The following is a 21,642-nucleotide window of genomic DNA, read 5'->3' on the forward strand; positions in this document are numbered from 1 at the left end:
GGCAAGGTTTCACCCTCTCCGAACACAGCGCCACCGTATGCATCGCGGCTACCCGAGACTCGCCGCAGGTAGTCGTTCACGATGTGCGCCGTGACATCGTGGACATCCCACCCGGGACATACGGTCGGCTTCGCCCAGTCGGCAGCTTCCAGCGATTGCAGCAACTCCAGCAGCGCCCGTCGCTCGAGTGGAAACAATGGTCGGGTATCGATCGGGATCACAGTATTGAGTCAACCGGCGCTCCGTCTCCGGTGCCAGCGGTTATCCGCACATCGGCAATAGCGGACGTTCTGCGCCGCACCAGGTTCCGGCCCCCGGCGCCCCGCGCTGGCCGGTTCGGTCAGCGCGGTATGCGGCAATAGCGGACAGTTCCGCGAGCGAGTTGGATCACTGGAGGTCCTCGATCGTCGGTGCTGTGTGCAAGGCTGCTGCGCGATACAGACGATCAAGATTCGAGGGGTGCGGAATGAGCACGAAGGCCAGTGGAACGTTCGACCTCACATCATTCGAACCGGAGGTGCTCGACGAAGGCCTGGGCGCCGCGCTTGGCCGCGTGCGGATCACCAAAACCTTCCAGGGCGGCCTGGTTGGCACCAGCACCGTGCACATGCTGTCGGTGGCCGACAGCGAGGGCAGTCCCGCCGCCTATGTCGCCGTGGAGCGATTCACCGGTGAACTCAACGGCCGCAAGGGCTCCTTCGTCCTCCAGCACAGCGCGCCCGGTAGCCGTGGTGAGCAGCAGATCGCGATCCGCGTGGTCCAGGGAACAGGTTCCGGTGACCTCGCGGGGATCACGGGTGCCTTCGAGATTCAGTCCGAGGACGGCAGCCATTCCTACGTTTTGGAGTACACGCTGGGCTGACACATGCCCGCCTCGCCGTCTGATAAATCAGGGTGTCGTTGACATACTCGTCAACGACACCCCCTGACTGGGCGATCAGTGACTGGGCCAGGCTTAAGCGCCGGATCCCGGCCACTTGCGCCAATACCCCCTAACCCAACGACAGCCCAGCACATTCGGGGGATTGCTGGCCGGTTCGGTCAGCGCGGTATGCGGCATTACAGCTGACTAGCCCTGACTCTAGCCAGAGGGCTTGTGGGAGCACGATTCCGGTTGGCCCGGAGTGTCACCTGACTGTTCGAGTGTCCGGTGCTTCCAGGGGGCGGGGGCGTAGTCCGTCGAGGATGATGTTGGCGAGGTGCGCCGAGCGGGCGGGGTTGGTTTGCGCGTTGGCGTGATGGATCGCGGCGAAGGCGCCGGCGACGAGTGCCATTGCCTCCTCGACGGTGACGTCGTCCCGCACAATTCCGGCGGTGCGTGCATGCTCGAGCAGGTGGGCGACATGACCGGTGAGATCTGCTGCCAGTTCCGGTGCGGCGGTGCGCAAGTCGAATTCCGCGGCGGTGAGCGCGCTTTTCACAGCACTGTTCTCGGCGCCGTTGGTCATCATTCGTGACAGCAGTGTGAACACCGCGGCGGGGTCGTCGGTGGTGGCCAGTATCGCGGCTTCGGTCACCAGGTGTTCGATCTGGTCGATCGAAACCGCCAGATACAGGGCTTCTTTGGTGGGGAAGTGCCGGTGGACCGTGCCCGGGCCGACCCCGGCTCGCCGGGCGATCTCGTCGAGTGAGACGCCGAGTCCTTCCTGGGCGAACAGTTGCTGAGCGGTCTGCAGGACGCGCTGGCGATTGCGGCGCGCGTCGGCCCGCGGCTGCCGGATGTTCTCACGAGCTGCCGGTGATTCGGTCGGGATGTGTTGGGGCCGTTGGTGGGTCATCTCGCACCCAGCATAACCGGGGCGACGCCCCGTATGCTTATCACCATAACCGGGGCGGCGCACCGCTTGGGTGTGGGCCGCTACCCGGGTTCTTGTCGATCACCTGTGAAGGACACCATCATGACCATGGACGACTCCGGCGCTCTGGTGCGGCGGATGCAGGAGTGCTTCAACACCCGGCAGTTCGACCAAGCCGACGATCTGCACACCCCGGACTTCTTCAGCCATGCCTTGGGCGCCACCGGATTCGAGGCAGGCAAGAGTGCTTGGCGCAGTCTCGTTGCCCAGTTCCCCGATATCCGTGTCGTCGCCGAAGATGTCCTGGTCGATCGAGACAGAGTCGCCGTCCGGTCGTCGATCGAAGGAATCCCGGCCATGGCCGGCGGCCCGGAACCGATGATGATCGAGATCTTCCGCATTGACAACGGCCGGATCGCGGAGAACTGGGCACTCGGCCAAGGCCTGCCTTACAGCGCGGAAACCCTGTGAACACCCGCGTGGACTCGCCTGGGTGAGCCCGCTGCCGACAGCTGCCACGAATCGTCGACGATCGAGATACCCTCGGCACGTTGAGCTTCGGCATCCTATGTAGCCGGGGTCGAATCGCGCGGGTAGCGGCAAGAGAGTGCGTTCGTTAGCGAATGACCTCGTCTTACGCGAATCTGCTCGGGTGCCACCGATATAGGGCAGGTTTGGCGAGGTGCCTTCAGCCCAGCCATTAGGCGCGCCGAATCACCGCGGGATATCGAATGAGTTTGGGGCCCAGGACAACCGCTAGCAGTGTCAGCCCCAGCCAAGGGTGAACATGTGGTGTCAGGCGCACCAGTACTGCAACGGCACTCGCTGGTCAGGTGAGTGGGTGGCCTCGTCGTCGGTAGTGGCTGAGGCGTGCTTGGTGCTGGCGGCGGCGTCGCCAGTTCGACCAGGACCAGATGTGGTCTGCGGCGTGGGCTGGGGTGAGGATCAGCGCTATCAGCAGGCGGCGGATCTCCGGTAACGTGAGAACGATCATGTCTGCATCGCTGGGGCCGAGTCCCCCTTTGCGGCAACGGCTTTCGATGCCGCGAGCCAGGCCAGGGCGAGCATGGACAAGGTGATGTGGGCGTGCCAGGCCCGAAAGGTGCGGACCTGGTAGTGGTCGAGCCCGGCCTCGCCCTTGGCCTGCCGAAACGCCTCCTCGACATGCCATCTCGACCCGGCCGTCCAGGCCAGATCGATCAGCCGGGACTGTTTGGGTCCGTAGCAGAGGTAGTAGGCGATCTCGAATTCGCCCTTGCTGTTGGGTGTCAACGCCCGCCGCGCCAGCAGCCAGTGTCCGCGCCCCCGCGCCCAGCCGCCGTCGACTCGAAGGTGATCGACCACTGCGGATCGTACTCGGCGATCACCACCCGGTCGTTTATGCTCACCCTCCCAAGTCTCGGCCAAACACCCTACGACATCGAGATTTCGGCACGACCGTCTGGTCGCTGGATGACCGATTCGATTCGCGCACTATGCGGCATGTGCGGATATCCGTACGTCCGAGCAGATTGCCTTCCCTGTGCAACAGTGGGCCATCCAGCGGTCTTGACCTGAGGCTTGTCGTGCGCTCCGACCACGCAACCGGCGCGGTATTCCTCCTGGTGGATCTCTCCGCAGTACGTCGACACCTTCAACCCTGCCGCGTCCGTTTTGCGGGGCCCGATTACGTTGGTTGCTGGTTCAGAGGTCGGTGAGGAATTCGTTGACGGCTGTGGCGAAGCCGTCGGGGTCGGTGGTGTAGACGAAGTGGTCGGTGTCGAGTTCGACCATGCGGGTGCGGGGGCGGCGTTCGATCATCGCGTCGGCGTGTTCGCGGGGGATCCTTCCGCGGGTGGCGCGGATGAGCAGGGCGGGGCAGGTGCTGGATTCCCAATCGGGCCAGTGCTCGCCCCGCACATGGTCTTCGGAGTCGACCATGTCGCGGGGGTGGAAGGGCAGGCTCCAGGTGCCGTCGGCGCATTCGCGAACCATGGTTGCGAAGTGGTCGGCCAAGGGCCCCATGGCGTCGACGAGTTCCTCTCGGGTGGGTGCCTGATATGGCAGGGAGAGCACGAAATTCAGTGGGTTCGGGCCGTCGAGGCCGAGGCTGACCGCGCCGTCGATATCGATGAACGCCTCGACGCGTTCGGGGTGACGGGCGGCGAGCTGGTAGGCGTTGATGCTGCCGACCGAATGTCCCAGCAGCGCAACGCGATCCAGTCCGAGGTGATCGAGCAACGCAAGGATGTCACTGAGATATCCGGCGCGGGTGTAGTCGCCGGCGCGGTCGGAGTGCCCGTGTCCGCGCTGGTCGAGGCCTATCAGCCGCCAGCCCGGCGTCAATCGCCGGGCGAGTCCGGCGAAGCTGGCGGCGTCGGACATGTGGCCGTGCAATGCCAGCAACGCTCGTCCGGCCCCGCCGAAGTCCAGATAGGACAGGCGGCGGCCGTCGATGTCGAAAGCGGCCCGGGTGGTGGTCATTTCAGGCTGCTTCGGTGGTCAGCGCGCGCCGACCGATTGCGGGTAGTCGATCAGATCGATGTCGTTCTTGGCCTTGTCGCCGTACTTCAGCATCAGGCCGAAGGCGCGTGAACCCAGGAACCAGTTGCGCATCCGGATGCCGCGGGCAGTCTTCGGTGCCAGGAATCGGCCTGGGCTCGCGTCATCGGACTTGCTGGTGTACCGCTTCATGATCTGTTCGTAACGGGCGAAGGCGGCGGTGTGATCGCCGTCGGCTGCCGCCAGTTCACCGGCGAGCACGTAGGCGCCGACGACTGCCAATCCGGTGCCGAACCCTGCGAGGGTGCTGCCGTAGGCCGCATCACCGACCAGCGCGACGCGTCCATTGGTGAAGTGCTTCATCTTCACCTTGCTGATCGAATCCAGGTAGAAGCCCTCCAGGTACGGCAGTTCGGTCAGCATGCGCGGCACCTCCCAGCCCAGATCGGCGAACGTCTCCGCGACGATGCGGCGCTGAGCGTCGAAATCGTCTCGGGGGTAATCGAGTTCGTCGGCGGCGAACAAATACATCTGCGCCGCCTTCGACCCGCCGAGGGAAACCATGCGTCCGGGCGCATTGAACGAATCCGATTGTCCCCGTTCGGGTTCGCCGCGCCCGTCGTTCTCCCAGGGGGAGGATCCGGCGATGCAGTAGTAGTAGCCCTGATGCTGGACGTAGTCCGCTTCGGGGCCGAAGACCAGCTTGCGCACTCGCGAATGGATTCCGTCGCAGCCGAACACGAGGTCGAACCAGCGGGCAGGCGCATGCTGGAACTCCACGTACACCCCGTCCGCGGTCTCGGTGAGCGCGGTGACGGTATCTCCGAAGAGGTATTCGGCCCGATCGCCGGTCCGGTTGTACAGCACCTGCGCCAGGTCGCCGCGCAGGATCTCGAGATCGCCGCCGGTGAAATCGCCTGACATGAACGCCAGTTGCCGACCGCTCTCGTCGACAAAGGAGATGTCGGTCCGCCCGGTCTGCCTGCGCTTGATGTCCTCGAGCACCCCCATGCGCTCGAGCACGGTCATATGAGTCTCACCCGTGAAATCGATGGCTTGACCGCCCGGCCGCAGACCGGGAGCCTTCTCCACGACGGTGACGTCGAAGCCATAGCGGTCCAGCCAGTAGGACAGCGCGGGCCCGGCGACGCTGGCGCCGGAGATGAGGACCGTCTTGTTCTGCATGATCAACTCCATCGATCGATAACCTGCCGACGTGGCGTCAGCGGCACAAGAACAAGCTTCGGTCGCGCTCGATCGGTGAACAACGGCAGAGTTCGCAACGCCGTTTAACTCTGGGATTAACAAAGGGGCGAAGGTAGTTCACGCGCAAGGTCTGTCTAACCTTGAACACGTTCGGTCGAGTGAAGGGTTTGCCGTGGAGTTGCGCGATATCGAGATCTTCCTCACCCTCGCGGAGGAACTGCACTTCGGACGGACGGCGCAACGACTGCACGTATCGGTGGCCAGAGTCTCCCAAGCGATCAAGAAGCAGGAGCGCAGCGTGGGCGCCGACCTGTTCGAGCGCACCAGCCGAAACGTCTGCCTGACCCCGGTCGGGGAATCCTTGCGCGACGAACTAGGTCCGCACTACCGGGGACTGCGCCTGAGCTTGGCCCGAGCGCGCCTCAAGGCACAGGACAAGACCGATGAACTGCGGATCGGCATGCTGGCGGCGAATGCTTATGAATTGCGGGCCTTTTGGGATACATTTCGAGCCCGTCACCCACAATGGGGCCTGTCGATCAAGCACAACGGATTCGCGGATCCGTTCGGGCCGCTGCGAAACGGAGACATCGACGCCTTGGTCTGGTGGCTGCCGATCGAGGAACCCGACCTCACGATAGGCCCGATCGTCTTCACCGAACCAAGAATGCTCGCTGTCTCTGTCGATCACGAACTGGCAGAGGAGAAGTCGGTGTCGATTGAGGTCCTGGGCAACTATCCCAACCCGACCGTTGGCGCGAACCTGCTGCCGGAATACTCCGAGGACGAGTTCGTTCCGTTCTATACACCGCTAGGTAGAAAGGTCGAAAAACCACTGGTAGTACTGGAGGCTGCGAGCCTCTTCGGCGCAATCGGCCAGGGACAAATCATTCATTCGGTAGGTGCGCACGCCGAACGCTTCTTCGCTCGCCCCGATGTGCTGTACCTGCCGATCACCGACCGCCGGCATTTGCATTGGACGCTGACCTGGCGTTCGGACACCGATAACCCGCTACTTCGCGCGCTGGTCACCGTGATCCGCGAACTCGGCCCGGCCGCATTGTAATCGGACGGCGAGTTACGCGGATCCCGGCGCGATATCACCACAGGAGAAGCGCGAGGCTCACGTATCGACGCGGTTGCGGTAGTGCGCTGTGGGAACTTCCCTCGGTTCCAGGCCGATCAGCCGACGGCCGGTCTTGTGCCGTCGCGGCGTCCGTTCCCGCGGGCGCTTGCGTTTCGGTGAGTTGCACGACCACACCGTTGGGATCGGTGAGCTGCAGCTGCCATTCGCCGCCGGGCAACCGAACCAGTGGGCTCGTGATGTTGGCGCCTTCGCGCTGCAGCCGGTCGTATTCGGCAGCGATACCGATGACGGCGAAAGTCACGACGACTCCGGTGGGACGGCCCGCGCCCGGTGCCCACGGCGCTTCCATGTCCAGCCGCTGCACAACGATCTCGATCGCAGTGTCATCGCGGCCGAGGTAGACAACATCCTCGGTAGCGACGATCTCCCGAAACCCCAGATGGGTAGCGAAGAACTCGCTCGACACGACCGGATCGATCACCGTCAGGGTCATTGCCGCGCCGACAATGATCACGACCGCCTCACAGCCCGCACCGAATCATCGTGCCGCGCTGTCGGTGTCCTCACTGTCTCGACCACGCCTCAGCCTCTCCCCATCCACCGCCGATCCGGCGCCGACAGTGCAGGACAAGCATCGACCGCCGCCGACCGGTGAACAATGCGACATTTCGCAACGCCGGTTAACCCGAGCGTTAACAAAGCCCCGCACTGCCGGCCGATTCGGAACGGCTCCGCTCGACCGCCCACGCGACGAGCGCCTCGCCGGTCAATCCCGCAAGCCCCCAAACACTTTCAGCCGTCTCACCGATCAGCACGAAAGTCCGCTCAGCCTGCGTCGGATCACCCGTCATTCGCACCACGATCTCCGTCGCCTCGCGTATCAGCGTCGCACGAGCCTGCGCGCCGAGTCTTCCCTGCGGCGCGAGGATCTGGATCCGTACCGCATCCTCGGCCACGGTCCCGAGACCGGTACGGACCGAGGATGGCTGGTAACGATGAACGAAAACCCACGACTTCCCCAGCAGAAACGGCGTGGGTTCCAGCCCCTCCGCCCGCAACGCGACACCGGCCAATTCCTCGGCCAGCACTGTCTCGCTCTGCGCGCTGAACAGGCCCGCAGGCATATGAACATCGATCGAGGGCACGCCCTCGCCAAACCAGCGCTGCCCCGATTGGTGTCGGCCGCGAATCCGGAGGTTGCCGGTCGGCGGCAAGGCGCTCCTGCCCGACAGGGACACGATCGGCGCAGACCCGCGCAAAGGAACCAGGAGCGTGCGTCGCGTGACGATCACACCCGGCGTCGTTCGGCGCAAGTAGCTGATAGAGGTCTATGACATCGGTGCCCAGCCGCCTCAACGATCCCTCGACCGCGTTCATGATGTGGCGGCGGCTGTTGCCGGCGTCGAATGGCCCTGGCCCCATTCGGCCGTGGCATTTCGTTGCGATCACAAAGCTGTCACGGCGTCCGGCGATCCATCGCCCGATTATTTCTTTGGTGCGACCCACCGACGACAGATCGCCACCCAAGGGGTAAACGTCAGCAGTATCCAGAAATGTGATGCCATTGTCGGCTGCACAGTTGAGAATATCGATTGACTGCTTTTCGTCACATTGTGTACCGAAAACCATCGTTCCCAGATACAACCTCGATACTTCGAGATCGCTGGAACCAACCCGCACATATTTCATGAGATACGTGAATCGGACGAGAAATGTCGACTCGATAATGCGGAAGCCCGCGCTGACGTGGACTCGAAGAGTAAGCGCGGACACGACACGTCCGTATTCACCATCCCCCCTCAAGGATTACTGGTTGAACCAACGGAACCGACCTTAACCACAAGGGCGGGCAATCGCTAGTCGAGTGCGCTGCGGACATTTCGGCTGCAGGCGCGTGACGTGCATCAATTCTGCGTTTATCGATAAAAATTGGTCTGATTCTAACGCCTGAAAGGCGTGGTTACCGGTACTCCGGGACCGATTCGCCCGGCGCTTCAGGGCGCATCGAAACCGGTCGGGCACGTACGGTTCCGCACCATGTTCACCTCGTCGTTTCGCCGAGCGGCGTACGTCCTTTCCGTATGGTGTGTCTTCTCTTCCGCAATTCTTGCCGGCCCGACAGCGGCGGCCGACGAATTGGCTACCGGGCAGCTGAGCAAGCTCGACGTGCTTGATTCGGCCTGGTCTTTTCCGAACGCCGCAGCTTCGATCGGACTCCAGTACACGACCACTGATCAATACGGCGCTGTAGCGCAGGCATCGGCCGGGCTCTACGTGCCGCGTGGACTGCCGCCCGCGGGTGGCTGGCCTCTGATCGTGTGGGCACACGGGACTGTAGGACTCGCCGACGCCTGCGCACCGTCACATCAACCGCAATCCGAGCGCAACCGCACCTACTTCGGTCAGATCCTCGATCACGGGTACGCCGTGCTGGCACCCGACTATCAAGGACTGGGGACCGGAGGACAGTTCAGCTACTACAACACCCAGGTCGAAGGCCATTCGATTCTGGATGCTGTTGCGGCGATTCGGACGACACCCATCCCCTTGTCGCAGAAATGGGTCATCATCGGGCAGTCCGCGGGCGCACACGCCGCGCTGAGCGCAGCCTCCCTGTCGCCTGACGAACCCTCCACCCGCACAGCCGGACTCAACGGCGTGGTCGTCACCGGACTGCGAGCCGAACCGGGGGTAAGCCTGCGAGCTATGTTCCAGACCGACTCGACTGGTTCGGCCAATCAGGTCGGATACGCCGCGTACTTCCTCGCCGCTCTTCAGCAACTCCATCCCGAGCGTGTCACGCCGTACCTGTCAGATTTCGGCAGGGAGCTTGTCTCGCAAGCGCACTCCCGATGCTTGTCCGACCTGGTCGCTTCGGCTGCCGGGCGCCGGCCCGCAGCCTTGGTCGCCGATCCCGGCTCGCCGACACCGACTTTCGAGGCAGACATCGCCAGCCTGGCGGCCTTCCGCGAACAGGGCCTCCCGGTCGACGTGAGCATCGGCTACGGTACCGCCGACATCGATGTCACCCCTGTCTACACCGAGAGCTTCGGTGAGCACTTGCAGACGATCAACCCCGGCATCGACGTGGCGGTGACGCAGTATCCCGGCATGGATCACGGCGGGACCTTCCTCGCGTCGCTGCCGAATACGTTGAATTTCTTGCAGACCCACCTCTGATCACCCGTCAGAGCTGCCCGCTCGAGTCGTGGAACAGCGGTCACGCCGACCACACACGAGTCGAAGCCGACCTTCACTGCCATCCTCACGAGAAGACCCTCGACATGCCGACCGAGACATGGCCACAAGCACAACCAACCCCGCAACTGGAGCGCTTTCAACCACTTGCCGATCCGCGCCCCGACGATCAAGCGTGGCCGGACATGACCTGGCCGGTGCCGAACTGCACCGTGCTCACCGGCAAGGTCGTGCAATTGACCCCCGCCGATCCCGCGGCCGATTCGACCGAGTTGTTTCACACTCTCGATCATGCTGCGGTGTGGGCACACATCCCCGGGCGTCCCACCGACCACCGACAGCTCGAAGACAGGCTGCGCCAGCGAAAGTCGGTCGACGACTGGCAGATCTGGATAGTGCGGTCCAGGCAAGCGATCGGCGACACACCCGCCGGCGCGATCCTCGGCGTGACCGCCTATATGGACGTCCATCCACGCGACGCAGGACTCGAGATCGGATTCACCCTCTACACACCCTCGGTCTGGGGCAGCACCGTCAATCCCGAAACCAAACTGCTGCTTCTCGACTACGCCTTCACCACGCTGAGGGCGGGGCGAATCCAGCTCAAGACTGACATCCGAAACCACCGCTCACAACAGGCAATAGCCCGTCTCGGCGCACGCTACGAAGGCACCCTGCGCCGTCACTTCCGGCGAGGCGACGGGACCATCCGCGACAGCGTCCTGTTCTCTATCACCAGCGAGGACTGGCCCGATGTCCGTGCCGGACTCATCCGCCGTCTGCCCGAATGATCACTTCCCGACGCGCCGGCTGATCCATGCGGCACCGACTTGAGTCTGCACGTGCTGGCACCGGCGGTGAACGTCCCGGCGACCCTGCACTTGATTCCCTCAGCCGCGGCGAATGCCTTCGGTATCAGCGTCTTCCAGCTCAGCGATCAGAACAACGTCTGCTACGCGGCAGTGTCAGAGGACCAGAACCTCTTGTTCGCGCTGACGGGCTTCTAAAGCATTCGCCGTGTCCTGCCGCCGGAAACCGACGGCAGGACACGGTGATGCTTCAGACTCACCGGTTGCGGCGGCCGCGACCGATCAAGTCGTGGTGAGGGTATTCGGGCAATGCGACAGAGATTGCCGGTGGGAAGGCACTGGAATCGGCATTACCGCGCGTTCGGCCGGCCTCGGATCGGCACGGCCAGTTGATCTTCGCCCGCCCCGCGCTGGCCGGTTCGGTCAGCGCGGTATGCGGCAGAAGAGTGTGTTCGACCAACCGTATTGGGCTGCTCATTCACCCCAGATAGCGACGATGTCCTTGCCTGCCTTCTTGGCCTCACCGCAACACCAGACGTACTGCTCGATCCGGTTACGCAGATCCGGATCCAAGGCATTAACTACGGCAACGTCAGCGTTCTCTCGTTGGGTGACGCTACGAGCCCGGAGTGGACGAGCCTCACGCGGAGATCTCCGCTGAGACAGCCGAGCGATTTATCGAGAGTTGGCGCGCCTCAAGGGCCGGGCCGGGAGGCTGAACGCGCGTTCCCCAAGTCAAACCCACCCATCGACGATGCACAAACTTGATCGGATCGGGTACGAACAAACCGGCCAGGCGCGGGAGCCGTTTCCGACGCAGCTGTCCCGAGGTCCCGTCGATCGATCGGCCGACACAATCTTCGGCGGTACCGCGGGGGGCAGGTCCGAACAGCCTTGTAAGCGGCAGAATAGTGCGTTTGGCGGATGTTGAGGGTTGTCGTCAACGACAGTCCGCCCGCCGGCGGCCTATTGGTGGTGCAGGGTGCTGACTGGGAGCTGACAGCTCATCGCCATCCACCGCCACGTTATGGCACGGCTATGGGGGTACGCGGCTGCGCGACCTGAACTGTCCACCGTTGCCTGGCCGGTCGCCTCGTCGTTGGCGAGCGGCCGGTCGGCTTGTCGAGTGGGACCATTCGGCACCGCGATCGGGCATTACGGTTGAGGTCGTGAGTGTAGAGACCGGACGGCGGGAGTTGAACAAGCAGGCGACGCGGCGCGCCATACAGCAGGCCGCCGATCGGCTGTTCGCCGAGCGTGGCTTCGCGACGACCACGGTGCGCGAAATCGCCGATGCTGCAGAGGTTTCCGAGCGCACCTTCTTCCGCTACTTCAGCGGCAAGGAGGAGCTGCTGACCGAGCAGGTGATCGACCAGATGACGCCGATCGGGGCGTCGCTGCTGGCTCGGCCGGCGAACGAGGCGCCACTGACCGCCGTCTGCGCGGCCATCCTCGCCCTGCTGGGGTCGGCTCGCGCCGAGGACCAGGCCGCGGTGCAGCTGTTCCAGGAGCGCAAACCTGCTGATGCACTGCCACGGTCGGGGGTATCGCTGCTGATACAGGTCGAGGAGGCGATCTCGGTCGCATTGGCCCAACGGCTGCGGCGTTACGACCCGGCGTCGGTCGACATCGAGTTCCGGGCCGGAATGTATGCCCGGATCAGCGTGGCAGTGCTGCGCAGCGTCCTGCTGCGCGACCTGCAGCTGCGCACCGAGGGGGTAACGACCCCGGATCCGGCGGCCGCGGTCGCGGCCGCGTTCGCCGCGGTCCCCGGCGGCTGGGGCGACACCGCGACCGGCTGAGCGCCAGCCGCGGTGAGGCGTGGCGTCAGTCGCGGTCGCGGATGGCGACCATGCCGCCGAGCGTCCCGACATAGGCCGCCCCGTCCGGTCCGAGCGCGATGCCGGCGTAATTGTTGTTGTACAGCGGCCCGGCGCCGGCCAGGCGCTGCCACACTACTTTTCCGGTGCGGAAGTCCAGCGCGGTCCAGTACCACGGATCGGTGACCTGGCTGCCCTTGGTGTAGGTGTAGATCAGCCCGGTCGCGGTGGACAGCTGCGACACCACCGAGGGCGCGGCGGTGGTGGTGTTGGTCCACGCGGTGTGGCAGCCGGTTCCGTTGTCGTCGATATCGATTCGGGCGAAGCCGGGCGCGGTATCGCGGCCGCCGAGGGTGGCCTGCGGCCCGGTGTAGCCGTAGTTGTTCTCGATCACGATCGAATTGCCCGCGCCGATCAGCGAATTCTCACTCGCACTGGAACCGGCGGTGAAAACCGGGACGGCACAGACCTGGTGGCCGTCGGCGGTGTCGTACACCACCACGTCCATGGGGTCGGCGTTGTCGTTGATGGTCACGTATCGGCCGCCGCCCAGCACGGTCGGGGTGGTACCCGAACCCGGGTCCAGCTGACTGGGTTTCGTCTTTCCCGTGTTGGGATAGGTGGCCCGCCAATCGATCTCGGGAGCGCCATCGGGACCGGCATGCAGCCGGAACAACTCCCGATCCGACACCACGTACGCCTCACCCGACGCGCCGACGGCGAACGACTTGGAGATCTCCCCGTCGCTGCCCTGCCCAACTCGAATGACGTGCACCGCACCGGAATCCGGGTCGACGGTCCCGATCACGCCGTCGGTCTTGGCGACGAACCACAGCCGGCCGGTGGAATCGGGCAGCACCGAGTTCAGCGACTCGCCCGGCTGCAGCGCCGAGCTGGCGTCGTAGTCGTGGTCGAGGACAAAGCCGTTGCCGGTGCTGTTCTCCGCGATGACCTGGACGTGCCCGTCGGCGGTGTCGATGACCGCCCGATCGACGTTGTCGAGGTAGAAGTACGCGCCGCCGGTGAAATTGGTGAACACCGACGGATTCAGCATCTCCGTGACGGGCTTCCCGGGCAGCGCGTACTTGCCCAAGATTTCCATCTTGGCGGGATCGATCAGATACAGGCCAGGGGAGGCGCCCATGCAGGTCGTCACGATCCGCCCGTGGCTGTCGAAGGTGATCGAGCCGCACAGGTCGCCCGGGATCAACAGCGACGAAACCTGTGGGTCGCGACCCAGCGGGCCCGGCTGCGGATAGGCGTCGCTCTGCCAGCCGTCGCCGTGGATCCCGGCGTACCCGTTGGCCGCCAGGAACGGATTCTGCGGCGCCTCGGCCCCAAGCACCGGCTGCGGCTGCGCGGGCGCGCCGAGGTATACCGGCACCTCGGGCAGGTGCGGCTCCTCGGGGATCGGCGCGGCCGTCGCGACCGCCGCGCCAGCGGCAACTCCCAGCGCCGCGCACACTACCGTGGCCGACCGCCGAACCGTCCCCACGGACGTCATCGATCTCATCCGGATTCCTCTCACATCGGATACGAGCACCGACCGGCCTCGCCCGCTGATCCTCTCCCAAAATGGCAGTCCTGCCAAATGTCAGTTATGTCACGTTTTAGTGGTTGACGAGAGCCGACGTGTCGGGGTTCTGGTAGCTTCCGCGCGGTGAGCGGCCCGCCATGGCTGATGTCGTCTCCCGCAGCGGGCACAGCCTCGATAGGCCATGGCGCGAAGCTCACACGCTCCACGTCATTCGTACAGAAACCGGCAATAGCGGACGTTCCGCCGTCCTCGGATCGGCACGGCCAGTTGATCTTTGCATGCCCCGCGCCGGCCGTTTTGGTCAGCGCGGTATGCGGCTTCTTAGAAAATGGTGGGTGACAGTGCATTGACTGCCGTGGTCGGAGACCTGGGACGATAGCGAGCCGCCGAAGCCGCCGTTGGGGCCATGTCGGTGATTGGAATCCGGTCGTCACGACCGCGCCGAGCCGAGGCGCGCGGCCGGCACATGGTCTCGGCCACCGAGATGGGCAGCAGGTGCGCGGTCATTTCGCCGCACCCTTGCGGGGTGATCCGGTCGGTCCGCCCCTCACGCCGCAATAGGTCCGACCGGGTCATCCATGAGCAGAGGATTCGATTACAGGAGTCGTACATGAGCGCAGGGAGCGTTCACAAACTTGGTCTGCACATCGATGGGGTGCGGTTGGGCGCCGATCTGGGCCCGGCCGTGGTAGAGGCCGTCTACCAGGCGCTGCTGACACACAAGGTGATCTTTTTCCGCGGACGGCACCACCTCGACGACGATCAGCAGTACGCGTTCGCCGAGCTCCTCGGCACGCCTGTGGCGCACCATGCGCTGCAGAGCGGCAACGTCACGCCGATCGATTCCGAGCAGGGGGCAGTCTGCGGAATGTCATCTCCGCCATATTTCGTACGAGGTCGGAACCGGCCCCCGACGTGCCTTCGGCGAGACGATCGTCGGCGGCCGGTCGATACGGTGAGGGATGGGTTACGGCGCGCAGGTTCCTGCGGTCACGGCCGGTAGATCGCACACGGTGTAATGGGGGTAGTACTCCCCCAGCGTCGCGGCGGCATCGGCCGGGCCGGTATTCAGGCCGACACGCTGGATGGCGGCACTGAAGTCGCTGCTGGGCAGCATGTTGCGCAGGATCACCAGGTGGGGGCTGTCCGGGTGCTGCACGGACCATGGGACGAAGGTGGCGTTCGGGATCGCCTCGACCGCGGCGCGCTGGGCCTCGGTCGCCAGCACGTAGGTGTAGTACCCGTTGGCATCCAGCTTGGTGACGTTGTCGGCACGGCAGCCCAGATCTGTCGAGCCATCCGGGAGGGTGTTGTAGACGACGGGCTCCAGGACCGAGTTCACGTTGTTGCACAGGGAGAAATAGCGCACGTCTTGACCCGGCTGTGGCCACACCGACGGCTCGTTGCTCTCGGGCGCGGTGGGCGCTTTGGCGCGGATGACGAGCACTTTGCCGTCGGCCGGGCGGGAGACGGTCGCGAGGAGGTACGCGTTGTCGCCGTTGGGGAAGCTTCCGTTTGCGCCACGACGAACGAAGTCGGGTCCAGCAGTGGCTCCCGGCACGAAGCCCGCCACGCCTTGACCGGCCTCGAGCACCTGGGCGGTCAGGCCGTTGTGAGAGCTGACGACACAGGAACCGTAGTTGCGCGCAGCACCGTCGGTAGTCACGGTGACCTGCGGTAGATCCGCGGGCCCAGGTGCCTGGGTCGTCATGTACATCCGATAGATCAGGTACCCCTTGCCGCTGCTCACACCAGCGGGTGCCAGCGGCAGCACGTTGGGATCTCCCGCGTGTGCATCCGGGCGCACGGTGACGGTGTATTGCCCGCCGGTGGCGCCGGCCTGCTGCCAGGGGTTGATCGAGCCCGAGTCGGGTGTGATGGCGTAGTCCGGCAGCGCCGAGGCGGCGTCGTTGGTGAACGAATTACGTTTATTGTCGTAGGTGTTGAACGACATGTAGCGCGCGTGCGGGAACCGGCCCTTGATAGTGAGTGTGGTGTGGGGGCCGACGTCGTAGGGCATGATCCAATACCAGGCGTTGGTGTCCGGGTACGCGACATTGAGTTCACCGACGGTGCGCGGCGACAATTCCGCCAGCCACGCACAGGACTGATCGCCTGAACTGCCCGTATCAGCCTGCGCGGAAATCGGCACGGCCACCGGAATAAAGAAAGTGGCCACCAAGGCCGCGATGATAGAGGCGGAACGCCAGATTACTTTCATGGTTGAGAACCTCAGCAACTTTGTTTTCGTCTTTGCAATTATGCCGCCGCCGTTAATTCGCGAGCAGCGGCGACTCGTTTATTTGTACGATCGTTCGCGGTATCGATCCTCCATTGCTGTCTGGCCGATGACGCCAGCGACTCGGGCACTCAGGGTGAAGAACTCGCGTCATTCATCCTCGGGCGATCGAGTGAGCGCGGAGGCGGTCGTGTAGCTGGGAGAGTGTGATCCGACACGGGAGTCGACCGAGGGTCAGGGGAATCCTCGGGCAGGGCACGCTGTCGTCAGCACAGCCACCGCAGCAAAGGTGGTCACGGCCGGCTTCCGATGGGCGTGGCCGACGGGTCACGCAGCTTGGGGCATCACCATTCGACGCCTACGGCTGCGAGTCCGAATCCCGTCGGTGTCGCAACGCCGTGTCGACCCCTTGGCGTGGCCCCGGGGAGGAGCCGGGCGCTGGTAGCGACATCCACAAGCCGACATTCTGTCATGTATGACATTTGTCATGAGCGACACCATATAGAGCAGGGCCGGTTGTTGCAAGCTCCAGCCCCCTTCCGAAGCGTCGACTGTCGGATGACCGCGATCCAACGACACCCTCGGAAGACAGTGCAGGCGGCGCCCCACTTGAGGTACCCGATGTACCTTATGACGGCAGGCATGAAAACTGTCAGGCACGACATATTATCGGACAGACCGTCGGCCATGGCCTCCCGAGGATATTCAACGGGGCGGGTCGCGCTGCGGCACAGGCGGCCGACAGGCGTGAGGTGAACAAGACGGCGCCGCGCTGCGCCCTGCAGGCCGCTGCGAACCGCCTGTTCGTAGACAACGGGTACGCAGCGACCACGCTCCAACAGTGTTGCTCACGCAGCACGTCCGGCCCGCCGGTTGCGCCGACTCGATCATGTTTCAGGAGTCTCGAGTCGGCGTAGCCACGTGCTAAACACGTCGGCGTGTCGGCCGCCCGACATGGGCAGCCGACACGCCTTCGCTGAGAGTCGGGGCCTCGATTTCATATCGATGAGCGTGACGAATCAGCGCTGGTCATCGAATCTCGCCCGGCGGGATGGCTCTCGTCAGCGCGAGGAGCCGCCGGAGGACCCCGGCCTGATCCCGCCGGCTGATCCGCTCGGCAGCCGCAGGTTGGCGTCAGGCACTCCGGTGCCGTCCGGGTTTTGCTGCCCGTCACTGTTGGCATACGGGCTCTGCCCGGGCGGGGAGTTACGGGTCGTGATGTATTTCCACAGACCGCTCGCCAACGTGGCGCCACCGGCTACCAAGGTGCCCGCGACGCCGCCGCCGGCGGCGAATGCGACCACCGCCGCGGGAATGGTGGCGATGCAACCCGGGCCCACGACCAGGCAGGACGCTACACCGATCGCTGCGCCGACCAGCGCGCCGATCGCACTGCCCGCCAATGTGCCCAGCAATGTGTTGCGGGTCAGACTGGTTGCGAGTTCATCCAGGGCCAACTGCTCTTCCAGTGGCGACGCGATGTCCGTGGCGGCCACGGGTGAGCGCAGCGTTGCCATATCCGGGGTGAGCCGGACGGTGTGAGCATCGTCGGAGATGGCGTAGCGGATATCGCCTTGCCGTCCCTCGAGAACGAATCCGAGGGGCAGCGTCGTCAGCAGCGCACCGGCGCGGTCGCTGATCTGCAGACTCCGATCATCGGTCACGCCGATCGTCGCCTGATCGACAGTCATCACGACCGACCCGTCGGTGACCGTGGCGGTATAGGACGGGGCAGGCGCCTGAGCCTCAGCGGTCACATCGACCAGGACCAGCGAGGTCACCAGAGGCCCAGCCAGAAAGAAGGCACCGAATTTCACGAGATTCTTCTGCATGTCGCCCTACTGAGGAGTCGCGGGAGCCGTCGGAGTCGCCGCGGGCTGCTGCCGATCCCGGTAGTAGTCGCCGTATTTCGACTGCCCGGGTGCGGACTGAAGGGTGCGGACGTACTCGTACAGGGCAAAGGCGGTCGTGGGCGCACCGCCGAGGGTCAAGCCGACCAGGCCGCCGACACCACCTGCCAAAGCCACGATCGGCAGCACCGCGACCACACAGCCCAGGCTCAGAACGACGCACGAGGCCCCCGCGAGCGCGAACCCGATGCCGACACCGACCGTCGCGCCGATGGCCGTGCCGATCAAGCTGCCGACGGATGTTCCGATGCTGACGCTGTTGATCAGATCGTTCATCGCCAACTGGTTCTCCACGGGCGAGGCGACCGGCTCGAGTGCGGCCAGGTTGACATGCGAGGTGTCTGGGGTCAGCCGCAGGCTGCGCCCGTCGGCGGAAATCTGCCGAGTAATGGGATGGCGTGAGCCGTCGAGGGAATAGGACAACGGGACGCTGTCGAGCGCGACGTCGGCGGCGTTGCGGACCAGTACGGCTTGCCCGTCGCCGGAGTCGGCGAAGCTGCCGTTGTCGAGGGTGGCGACGACGTCGCCGCCATCTACCAACGCGTGGTAGCCGACCGGCGTAGGCGCGGCGTCGGGCTCGGCGCGAACCACCGCCGCGACCGTGAGCTCGAGGCTCGCGGCGGCCAGCAGCGCTGTCATCAGAGTTCGGGTGCTTGTTCTCATCGGTTCCTCATCTGCCGTGGCAACCGGCCCGATGCGACCGCAGAAGTGAACGCGCACACCGGATCTCGAGCGTCGCCGAAGAGTGCGCACAGAGCGCGCGCTCAACCTCATCGACACCCCGTTGGGCCGAGTAGATGCCCTGAGTCACAGTCACCACGAATAGTGAGCTACATCTCAGGCAGTCATCAGCCTTTCATAAAGTGTCATATATGACAACTGGCAGTTGTGACATTTTTGTGGTCGTGCGCCGATGTGCTTGCGCGCGGATGTCGGACCGTCGCGAGCAACGCGTGTCCCGCGATATCGTGCAGATGCGACTGTTGTGCGGCGATGTTGAGGTTGTTCCCCTGGAAGACACGGACAGTTGAGGGTGTTCACCTGGAAAACGCAGATACATGCCGCACTCCCACACTGGTGGGGACTGCGCGACTGGTGGGGACTGCGCGGCAGGTGCGGGAATGTGCGGAGTGCCCGATCCTGCGTCGCCGATGGTGGCGCTGGAGGGTGGTGCTGAGTGTTGTTCAGGTGTGGAACTCGTGCGATCAGCCAAGAAGGTTGTGCACGAAGGGACCGTGAGTCGGGCGGCGAGGCATTGACAGTGCCGTCGTGGTTGGCCAGATAAATATGAAGCGCTACCGGCTGCCCCGTTCGCCCACAGCCGCGCCGTGCGCCCACGCCTATCTGGAGTTCGCGTGGTTCGCCGTGGTGATGCCTCTCCGAGAGCAATGTTGTGAGGCATCACCGGCGAGGCCGGCCCCGATCGGGAAAATCAGTGCCCGTCGCCCAGTGAGGCAAGGTCTCCGAGCACGCCGAGGTAAGTGGTGCCGTCAGGGCGTCGGCGAGTACGGTGCGCGGATCGCCTGTTGCGCCGATGCGCGTAGGCATCGATCGCTGAGACGTGCGCCCCCTCGTAACCTCGATGTCGAGACCCATCGGGGCGGCGGCTGCTCGCAACGGCCGCGGGCTGGACGTATCACGCGGCACGGACCGGCGGCGGGCATGCCGGTGCGCGACACTTTCAGAGCTTGGCCGCTCAGCCTTCACTCTGAGGTTCTACGCGGTGAACCCGAGCCGAACGACTATCGGTAGTAAGTCCTCATCACTGCGGTTCGTTCACGACCCGGGCTGCGCTGACGCCCCAGCCTTGGGGTGCCATCGCGAATGCCTGCCCAATCAACTCCGTCAGAGATGGTCGCGGATCAGTCGCGGCATTGCGTAGATACAGGTCGTGAATCAGCGCCGTTCGCATGACCGCCACCGCCGTGCGGCCGTGCACAGCGGCACGGAAGTTCAGGTCCGGCGGCACCGGATCGCGGCGAGCCAGCCTGTTCCGGATCGCCGTCGACATCGCCTCTTCGAATCGCACCGTCAGCGTCGTGGTCGAGCGCCCCAGGCCCGTTACCGGGCGTCGATCCAGGAACAACAACAACGCGTTTGGGCGGCGCTGATCCTGAAAGCGACCTATCAGCTCGACCATCGCGCGCTCGACCGCCACCAGGGGTGGCTCATCGTAGGGCCGACGTTCGATCGCTTCGACGATCATAGGCATCTGGGCTAGCAAGTCCTCGACCAGCAGTTCCTCCTTGCCGGCGAAATACCGGAAGAACGTGCGTTCGGTCACTCCCGCCTCATCTGCGATCTCCCGCACAGTTGTAGCGGCATAGCCTCGCTGAGCAAAAAGAGATTTAGCGGCATCGAGCAACGCCTGACGCGTCGCCTGCTTATTCAACTCACGCCTGCCAACTCTCTTTGCCACACCGACCACCGTAGCGCGCGTCATGCGTGTCAGTCATGACTGACATTCCCAACTCAAATCTGTCAGCTCTGCTATCTGTCATGACTGACACCACAGCGGTCGCACGCACCAGGCAACACTTGACGATCAGGCCCGGTCGCGTCGCCTGTTCGGCTCAAACCGGCCGCTAGCGGCAATACCGCTCAGTTTGGGGTGTCGGGCTTGCTGTCAACCGCCCAGGGTGTGGACGGTGATGATGGTTGGTGTGGTCGAGGAAGTGGGACCCGAAGCGGTCTACACCCACCTCGACCGCCTCGAACGCGAGATCGCCATTCCGGCGCGGATTCCGCTGTTGCGGGTCAGCGACAACGATATCCACCGCGACGCTCTCGATCCTCATTTTCAGACGCCAAGACACTGACCGGGCTCGACCAGCACCAAGTCCGCCGTTGGCGATCCTGGCACCGCTGGACGCTGCTGGTCATGTTCGCCCACGCTTTCCTCACCGCCCTCGCCACCAGCGAATGCGCCACCGAAACATCGATTTCCGGCCTTATTGCGTTGACCCGCAACGAGGCTCGTCACCTGTTATCCTGATCAAGCCAACAGCCCGCCTGAACAGCCACCGGCTGCACTGGTCCATCTTGCGTCGCCGACACCAACACCGCGCCCGCACCTGCCACTACCATAGGCACGAAATCTGGCTGGAGTACTGAGGCCGGTCTGCCACAAGGCATTTCCTTCGGCGCCCGTCGGAGCAGTCCATCCAGCCTCCGAGCAAAATTGATCCAGGTTTGATCACTCCAGGTCCAGTTGAAGGTGGCGGCGAATCTCGCCGTACGGAGTGCGCCTGCAACATCGGCTTGTATTGCCAGGACACTACTTTCGTGCCATGACACCCAGATCTCCGGCCGTTGCTTGACCGGATGCAGGCGACGGCTTGGACTCCAACAGATACTCGCTCATCGGCAATAGCGGACGTTCTGCACCGCACCAGGTTCCGGGTGCCGACGCCCCCGCTGGCCGGTTCGGTCAGCGCGGTATGCGGCAATACAGTGCATCCGAAACGGTTCGAACCCAGGCCGTCCGGACTCTACAGTGCCCCAAGGGTTTTCACGCTTGGGGCTGCCCGGCTCAGGATCCTAAGCTGCCGGCGGGAAT

Annotated in this window: 21 protein-coding genes and 2 pseudogenes; 9 read left to right on the top strand and 14 right to left on the bottom strand. The window is 64.3% G+C overall.

The genetic code is table 11. From position 1 onward, the window contains the following. Positions 1–221 (bottom strand): maleylpyruvate isomerase N-terminal domain-containing protein (locus tag ACIRRA_RS43380; RefSeq protein ID WP_402768695.1); only part of this gene is annotated, 221 nt, incomplete at its 3' end. Positions 222–466: 245 nt separating this feature from the next. On the opposite strand from ACIRRA_RS43380, the gene ACIRRA_RS43385 reads away from it, so the two are divergent. Further along, entirely contained in the window at positions 467–862 is a 396-nt protein-coding gene (locus ACIRRA_RS43385; protein WP_402781107.1) for a DUF3224 domain-containing protein, read from the top strand. 265 nt (positions 863–1,127) lie between these two features. Here the strand turns inward: ACIRRA_RS43385 and ACIRRA_RS43390 are convergent, their stop codons facing one another. Beyond that, positions 1,128–1,778, bottom strand: a complete 651-nt coding sequence (locus tag ACIRRA_RS43390; protein WP_402781110.1) for a TetR/AcrR family transcriptional regulator — start codon at positions 1,776–1,778, stop codon at positions 1,128–1,130. Positions 1,779–1,898: 120 nt separating this feature from the next. On the opposite strand from ACIRRA_RS43390, the gene ACIRRA_RS43395 reads away from it, so the two are divergent. Beyond that, positions 1,899–2,267 (top strand): ester cyclase, encoded by a 369-nt coding sequence (locus tag ACIRRA_RS43395; RefSeq protein ID WP_402781113.1) that lies wholly within the window; start codon positions 1,899–1,901, stop codon positions 2,265–2,267. A gap of 519 nt (positions 2,268–2,786) precedes the next feature. On the opposite strand, the pseudogene ACIRRA_RS43400 reads toward ACIRRA_RS43395, so the two are convergent. From ACIRRA_RS43400 to ACIRRA_RS43410, 3 genes and pseudogenes are all read right to left on the bottom strand, one after another. After that, positions 2,787–3,110, bottom strand: a pseudogene (locus tag ACIRRA_RS43400) (IS701 family transposase); the annotation flags it as partial. Positions 3,111–3,479: 369 nt separating this feature from the next. Next, positions 3,480–4,259 (bottom strand): alpha/beta fold hydrolase, encoded by a 780-nt coding sequence (locus tag ACIRRA_RS43405; protein WP_402781116.1) that lies wholly within the window; start codon positions 4,257–4,259, stop codon positions 3,480–3,482. A gap of 18 nt (positions 4,260–4,277) precedes the next feature. Further along, positions 4,278–5,462, bottom strand: coding sequence for an FAD-dependent monooxygenase (locus ACIRRA_RS43410; protein ID WP_402781118.1), 1,185 nt, complete (start codon positions 5,460–5,462; stop codon positions 4,278–4,280). A gap of 193 nt (positions 5,463–5,655) precedes the next feature. On the opposite strand from ACIRRA_RS43410, the gene ACIRRA_RS43415 reads away from it, so the two are divergent. Continuing rightward, positions 5,656–6,549 carry a LysR family transcriptional regulator gene (locus ACIRRA_RS43415; protein WP_402781120.1) on the top strand — a complete coding sequence of 298 codons (894 nt, stop codon included), beginning with the start codon at positions 5,656–5,658 and terminating at the stop codon, positions 6,547–6,549. Positions 6,550–6,583: 34 nt separating this feature from the next. Here ACIRRA_RS43415 and ACIRRA_RS43420 read toward each other — a convergent pair whose 3' ends face one another. The 3 genes and pseudogenes from ACIRRA_RS43420 to ACIRRA_RS43430 all read right to left on the bottom strand — a co-directional run. Next, the gene (locus ACIRRA_RS43420; RefSeq protein ID WP_402781123.1) at positions 6,584–7,084 is read right to left on the bottom strand and encodes a VOC family protein; all 501 of its coding nucleotides are present in this window, start codon (positions 7,082–7,084) and stop codon (positions 6,584–6,586) included. A gap of 178 nt (positions 7,085–7,262) precedes the next feature. Continuing rightward, positions 7,263–7,862: a 4-oxalocrotonate tautomerase family protein gene (locus ACIRRA_RS43425; RefSeq protein WP_402781126.1), complete on the bottom strand. Its 600-nt coding sequence runs from the start codon at positions 7,860–7,862 to the stop codon at positions 7,263–7,265. A gap of 34 nt (positions 7,863–7,896) precedes the next feature. Then, positions 7,897–8,259 (bottom strand): annotated as a pseudogene (locus ACIRRA_RS43430) (aldo/keto reductase); the annotation flags it as partial. A 348-nt stretch (positions 8,260–8,607) separates the two neighbouring features. On the opposite strand from ACIRRA_RS43430, the gene ACIRRA_RS43435 reads away from it, so the two are divergent. The 4 genes from ACIRRA_RS43435 (at position 8,608) to ACIRRA_RS43450 (ending at position 12,379) form a co-directional block, all read left to right on the top strand. After that, positions 8,608–9,750 carry a lipase family protein gene (locus ACIRRA_RS43435; RefSeq protein WP_402781129.1) on the top strand — a complete coding sequence of 381 codons (1,143 nt, stop codon included), beginning with the start codon at positions 8,608–8,610 and terminating at the stop codon, positions 9,748–9,750. Between the two features lie 104 nt (positions 9,751–9,854). Next, a complete protein-coding gene (locus ACIRRA_RS43440) occupies positions 9,855–10,559 on the top strand; it encodes a GNAT family N-acetyltransferase (protein WP_402781132.1) in 705 nt (234 codons plus the stop codon). A gap of 39 nt (positions 10,560–10,598) precedes the next feature. Then, the gene (locus ACIRRA_RS43445) at positions 10,599–10,775 is read left to right on the top strand and encodes a hypothetical protein (RefSeq protein ID WP_402781135.1); all 177 of its coding nucleotides are present in this window, start codon (positions 10,599–10,601) and stop codon (positions 10,773–10,775) included. Between the two features lie 971 nt (positions 10,776–11,746). Beyond that, positions 11,747–12,379 carry a TetR/AcrR family transcriptional regulator gene (locus ACIRRA_RS43450; RefSeq protein ID WP_402781138.1) on the top strand — a complete coding sequence of 211 codons (633 nt, stop codon included), beginning with the start codon at positions 11,747–11,749 and terminating at the stop codon, positions 12,377–12,379. A gap of 25 nt (positions 12,380–12,404) precedes the next feature. Here the strand turns inward: ACIRRA_RS43450 and ACIRRA_RS43455 are convergent, their stop codons facing one another. The 3 genes from ACIRRA_RS43455 to ACIRRA_RS43465 all read right to left on the bottom strand — a co-directional run bounded on the left by ACIRRA_RS43455 (position 12,405) and on the right by ACIRRA_RS43465 (position 16,113). Next, positions 12,405–13,910 (bottom strand): hypothetical protein, encoded by a 1,506-nt coding sequence (locus ACIRRA_RS43455; RefSeq protein ID WP_402781141.1) that lies wholly within the window; start codon positions 13,908–13,910, stop codon positions 12,405–12,407. Positions 13,911–14,529: 619 nt separating this feature from the next. Further along, entirely contained in the window at positions 14,530–14,745 is a 216-nt protein-coding gene (locus ACIRRA_RS43460) for a hypothetical protein (RefSeq protein ID WP_402781143.1), read from the bottom strand. 156 nt (positions 14,746–14,901) lie between these two features. After that, the gene (locus ACIRRA_RS43465; RefSeq protein WP_402781146.1) at positions 14,902–16,113 is read right to left on the bottom strand and encodes a hypothetical protein; all 1,212 of its coding nucleotides are present in this window, start codon (positions 16,111–16,113) and stop codon (positions 14,902–14,904) included. Here ACIRRA_RS43465 and ACIRRA_RS43470 point away from each other — a divergent pair. Next, positions 16,106–16,369 carry a hypothetical protein gene (locus ACIRRA_RS43470; protein ID WP_402781149.1) on the top strand — a complete coding sequence of 88 codons (264 nt, stop codon included), beginning with the start codon at positions 16,106–16,108 and terminating at the stop codon, positions 16,367–16,369. The two genes, ACIRRA_RS43465 and ACIRRA_RS43470, sit on opposite strands and share 8 nt — an antisense overlap. Positions 16,370–17,234: 865 nt before the next feature. Here the strand turns inward: ACIRRA_RS43470 and ACIRRA_RS43475 are convergent. The 3 genes from ACIRRA_RS43475 to ACIRRA_RS43485 all read right to left on the bottom strand — a co-directional run bounded on the left by ACIRRA_RS43475 (position 17,235) and on the right by ACIRRA_RS43485 (position 20,502). Next, on the bottom strand, positions 17,235–18,005 hold the full coding sequence (locus ACIRRA_RS43475; RefSeq protein WP_402781152.1) for a hypothetical protein: 771 nt from the start codon (positions 18,003–18,005) through the stop codon (positions 17,235–17,237). Positions 18,006–18,011: 6 nt separating this feature from the next. Beyond that, positions 18,012–18,746 carry a hypothetical protein gene (locus ACIRRA_RS43480; protein WP_402781155.1) on the bottom strand — a complete coding sequence of 245 codons (735 nt, stop codon included), beginning with the start codon at positions 18,744–18,746 and terminating at the stop codon, positions 18,012–18,014. Positions 18,747–19,845: 1,099 nt separating this feature from the next. Continuing rightward, entirely contained in the window at positions 19,846–20,502 is a 657-nt protein-coding gene (locus ACIRRA_RS43485; RefSeq protein WP_402781158.1) for a TetR/AcrR family transcriptional regulator, read from the bottom strand. A gap of 229 nt (positions 20,503–20,731) precedes the next feature. On the opposite strand from ACIRRA_RS43485, the gene ACIRRA_RS43490 reads away from it, so the two are divergent. After that, positions 20,732–20,902 (top strand): hypothetical protein, encoded by a 171-nt coding sequence (locus ACIRRA_RS43490; protein WP_402781161.1) that lies wholly within the window; start codon positions 20,732–20,734, stop codon positions 20,900–20,902. Positions 20,903–21,642: the final 740 nt, after the last annotated feature.

This window comes from Nocardia sp. NPDC101769 (genome assembly GCF_044766925.1).
GTDB lineage: Bacteria > Actinomycetota > Actinomycetes > Mycobacteriales > Mycobacteriaceae > Nocardia.

Bases quoted from the DNA above. Each gene is read 5' to 3' on its own strand.
- ACIRRA_RS43385 (WP_402781107.1), top strand. From the start codon at position 467: ATGAGCACGAAGGCCAGTGGAACGTTCGACCTCACATCATTCGAACCG.
- ACIRRA_RS43405 (WP_402781116.1), bottom strand. From the start codon at position 4,259: ATGACCACCACCCGGGCCGCTTTCGACATCGACGGCCGCCGCCTGTCC.
- ACIRRA_RS43460 (WP_402781143.1), bottom strand. From the start codon at position 14,745: ATGGTGCGCCACAGGCGTGCCGAGGAGCTCGGCGAACGCGTACTGCTG.
- ACIRRA_RS43410 (WP_402781118.1), bottom strand. From the start codon at position 5,462: ATGCAGAACAAGACGGTCCTCATCTCCGGCGCCAGCGTCGCCGGGCCC.
- ACIRRA_RS43480 (WP_402781155.1), bottom strand. From the start codon at position 18,746: ATGAGAACAAGCACCCGAACTCTGATGACAGCGCTGCTGGCCGCCGCG.
- ACIRRA_RS43440 (WP_402781132.1), top strand. From the start codon at position 9,855: ATGCCGACCGAGACATGGCCACAAGCACAACCAACCCCGCAACTGGAG.
- ACIRRA_RS43390 (WP_402781110.1), bottom strand. From the start codon at position 1,778: ATGACCCACCAACGGCCCCAACACATCCCGACCGAATCACCGGCAGCT.
- ACIRRA_RS43395 (WP_402781113.1), top strand. From the start codon at position 1,899: ATGACCATGGACGACTCCGGCGCTCTGGTGCGGCGGATGCAGGAGTGC.
- ACIRRA_RS43475 (WP_402781152.1), bottom strand. From the start codon at position 18,005: ATGCAGAAGAATCTCGTGAAATTCGGTGCCTTCTTTCTGGCTGGGCCT.
- ACIRRA_RS43435 (WP_402781129.1), top strand. From the start codon at position 8,608: ATGTTCACCTCGTCGTTTCGCCGAGCGGCGTACGTCCTTTCCGTATGG.
- ACIRRA_RS43455 (WP_402781141.1), bottom strand. From the start codon at position 13,910: ATGAGATCGATGACGTCCGTGGGGACGGTTCGGCGGTCGGCCACGGTA.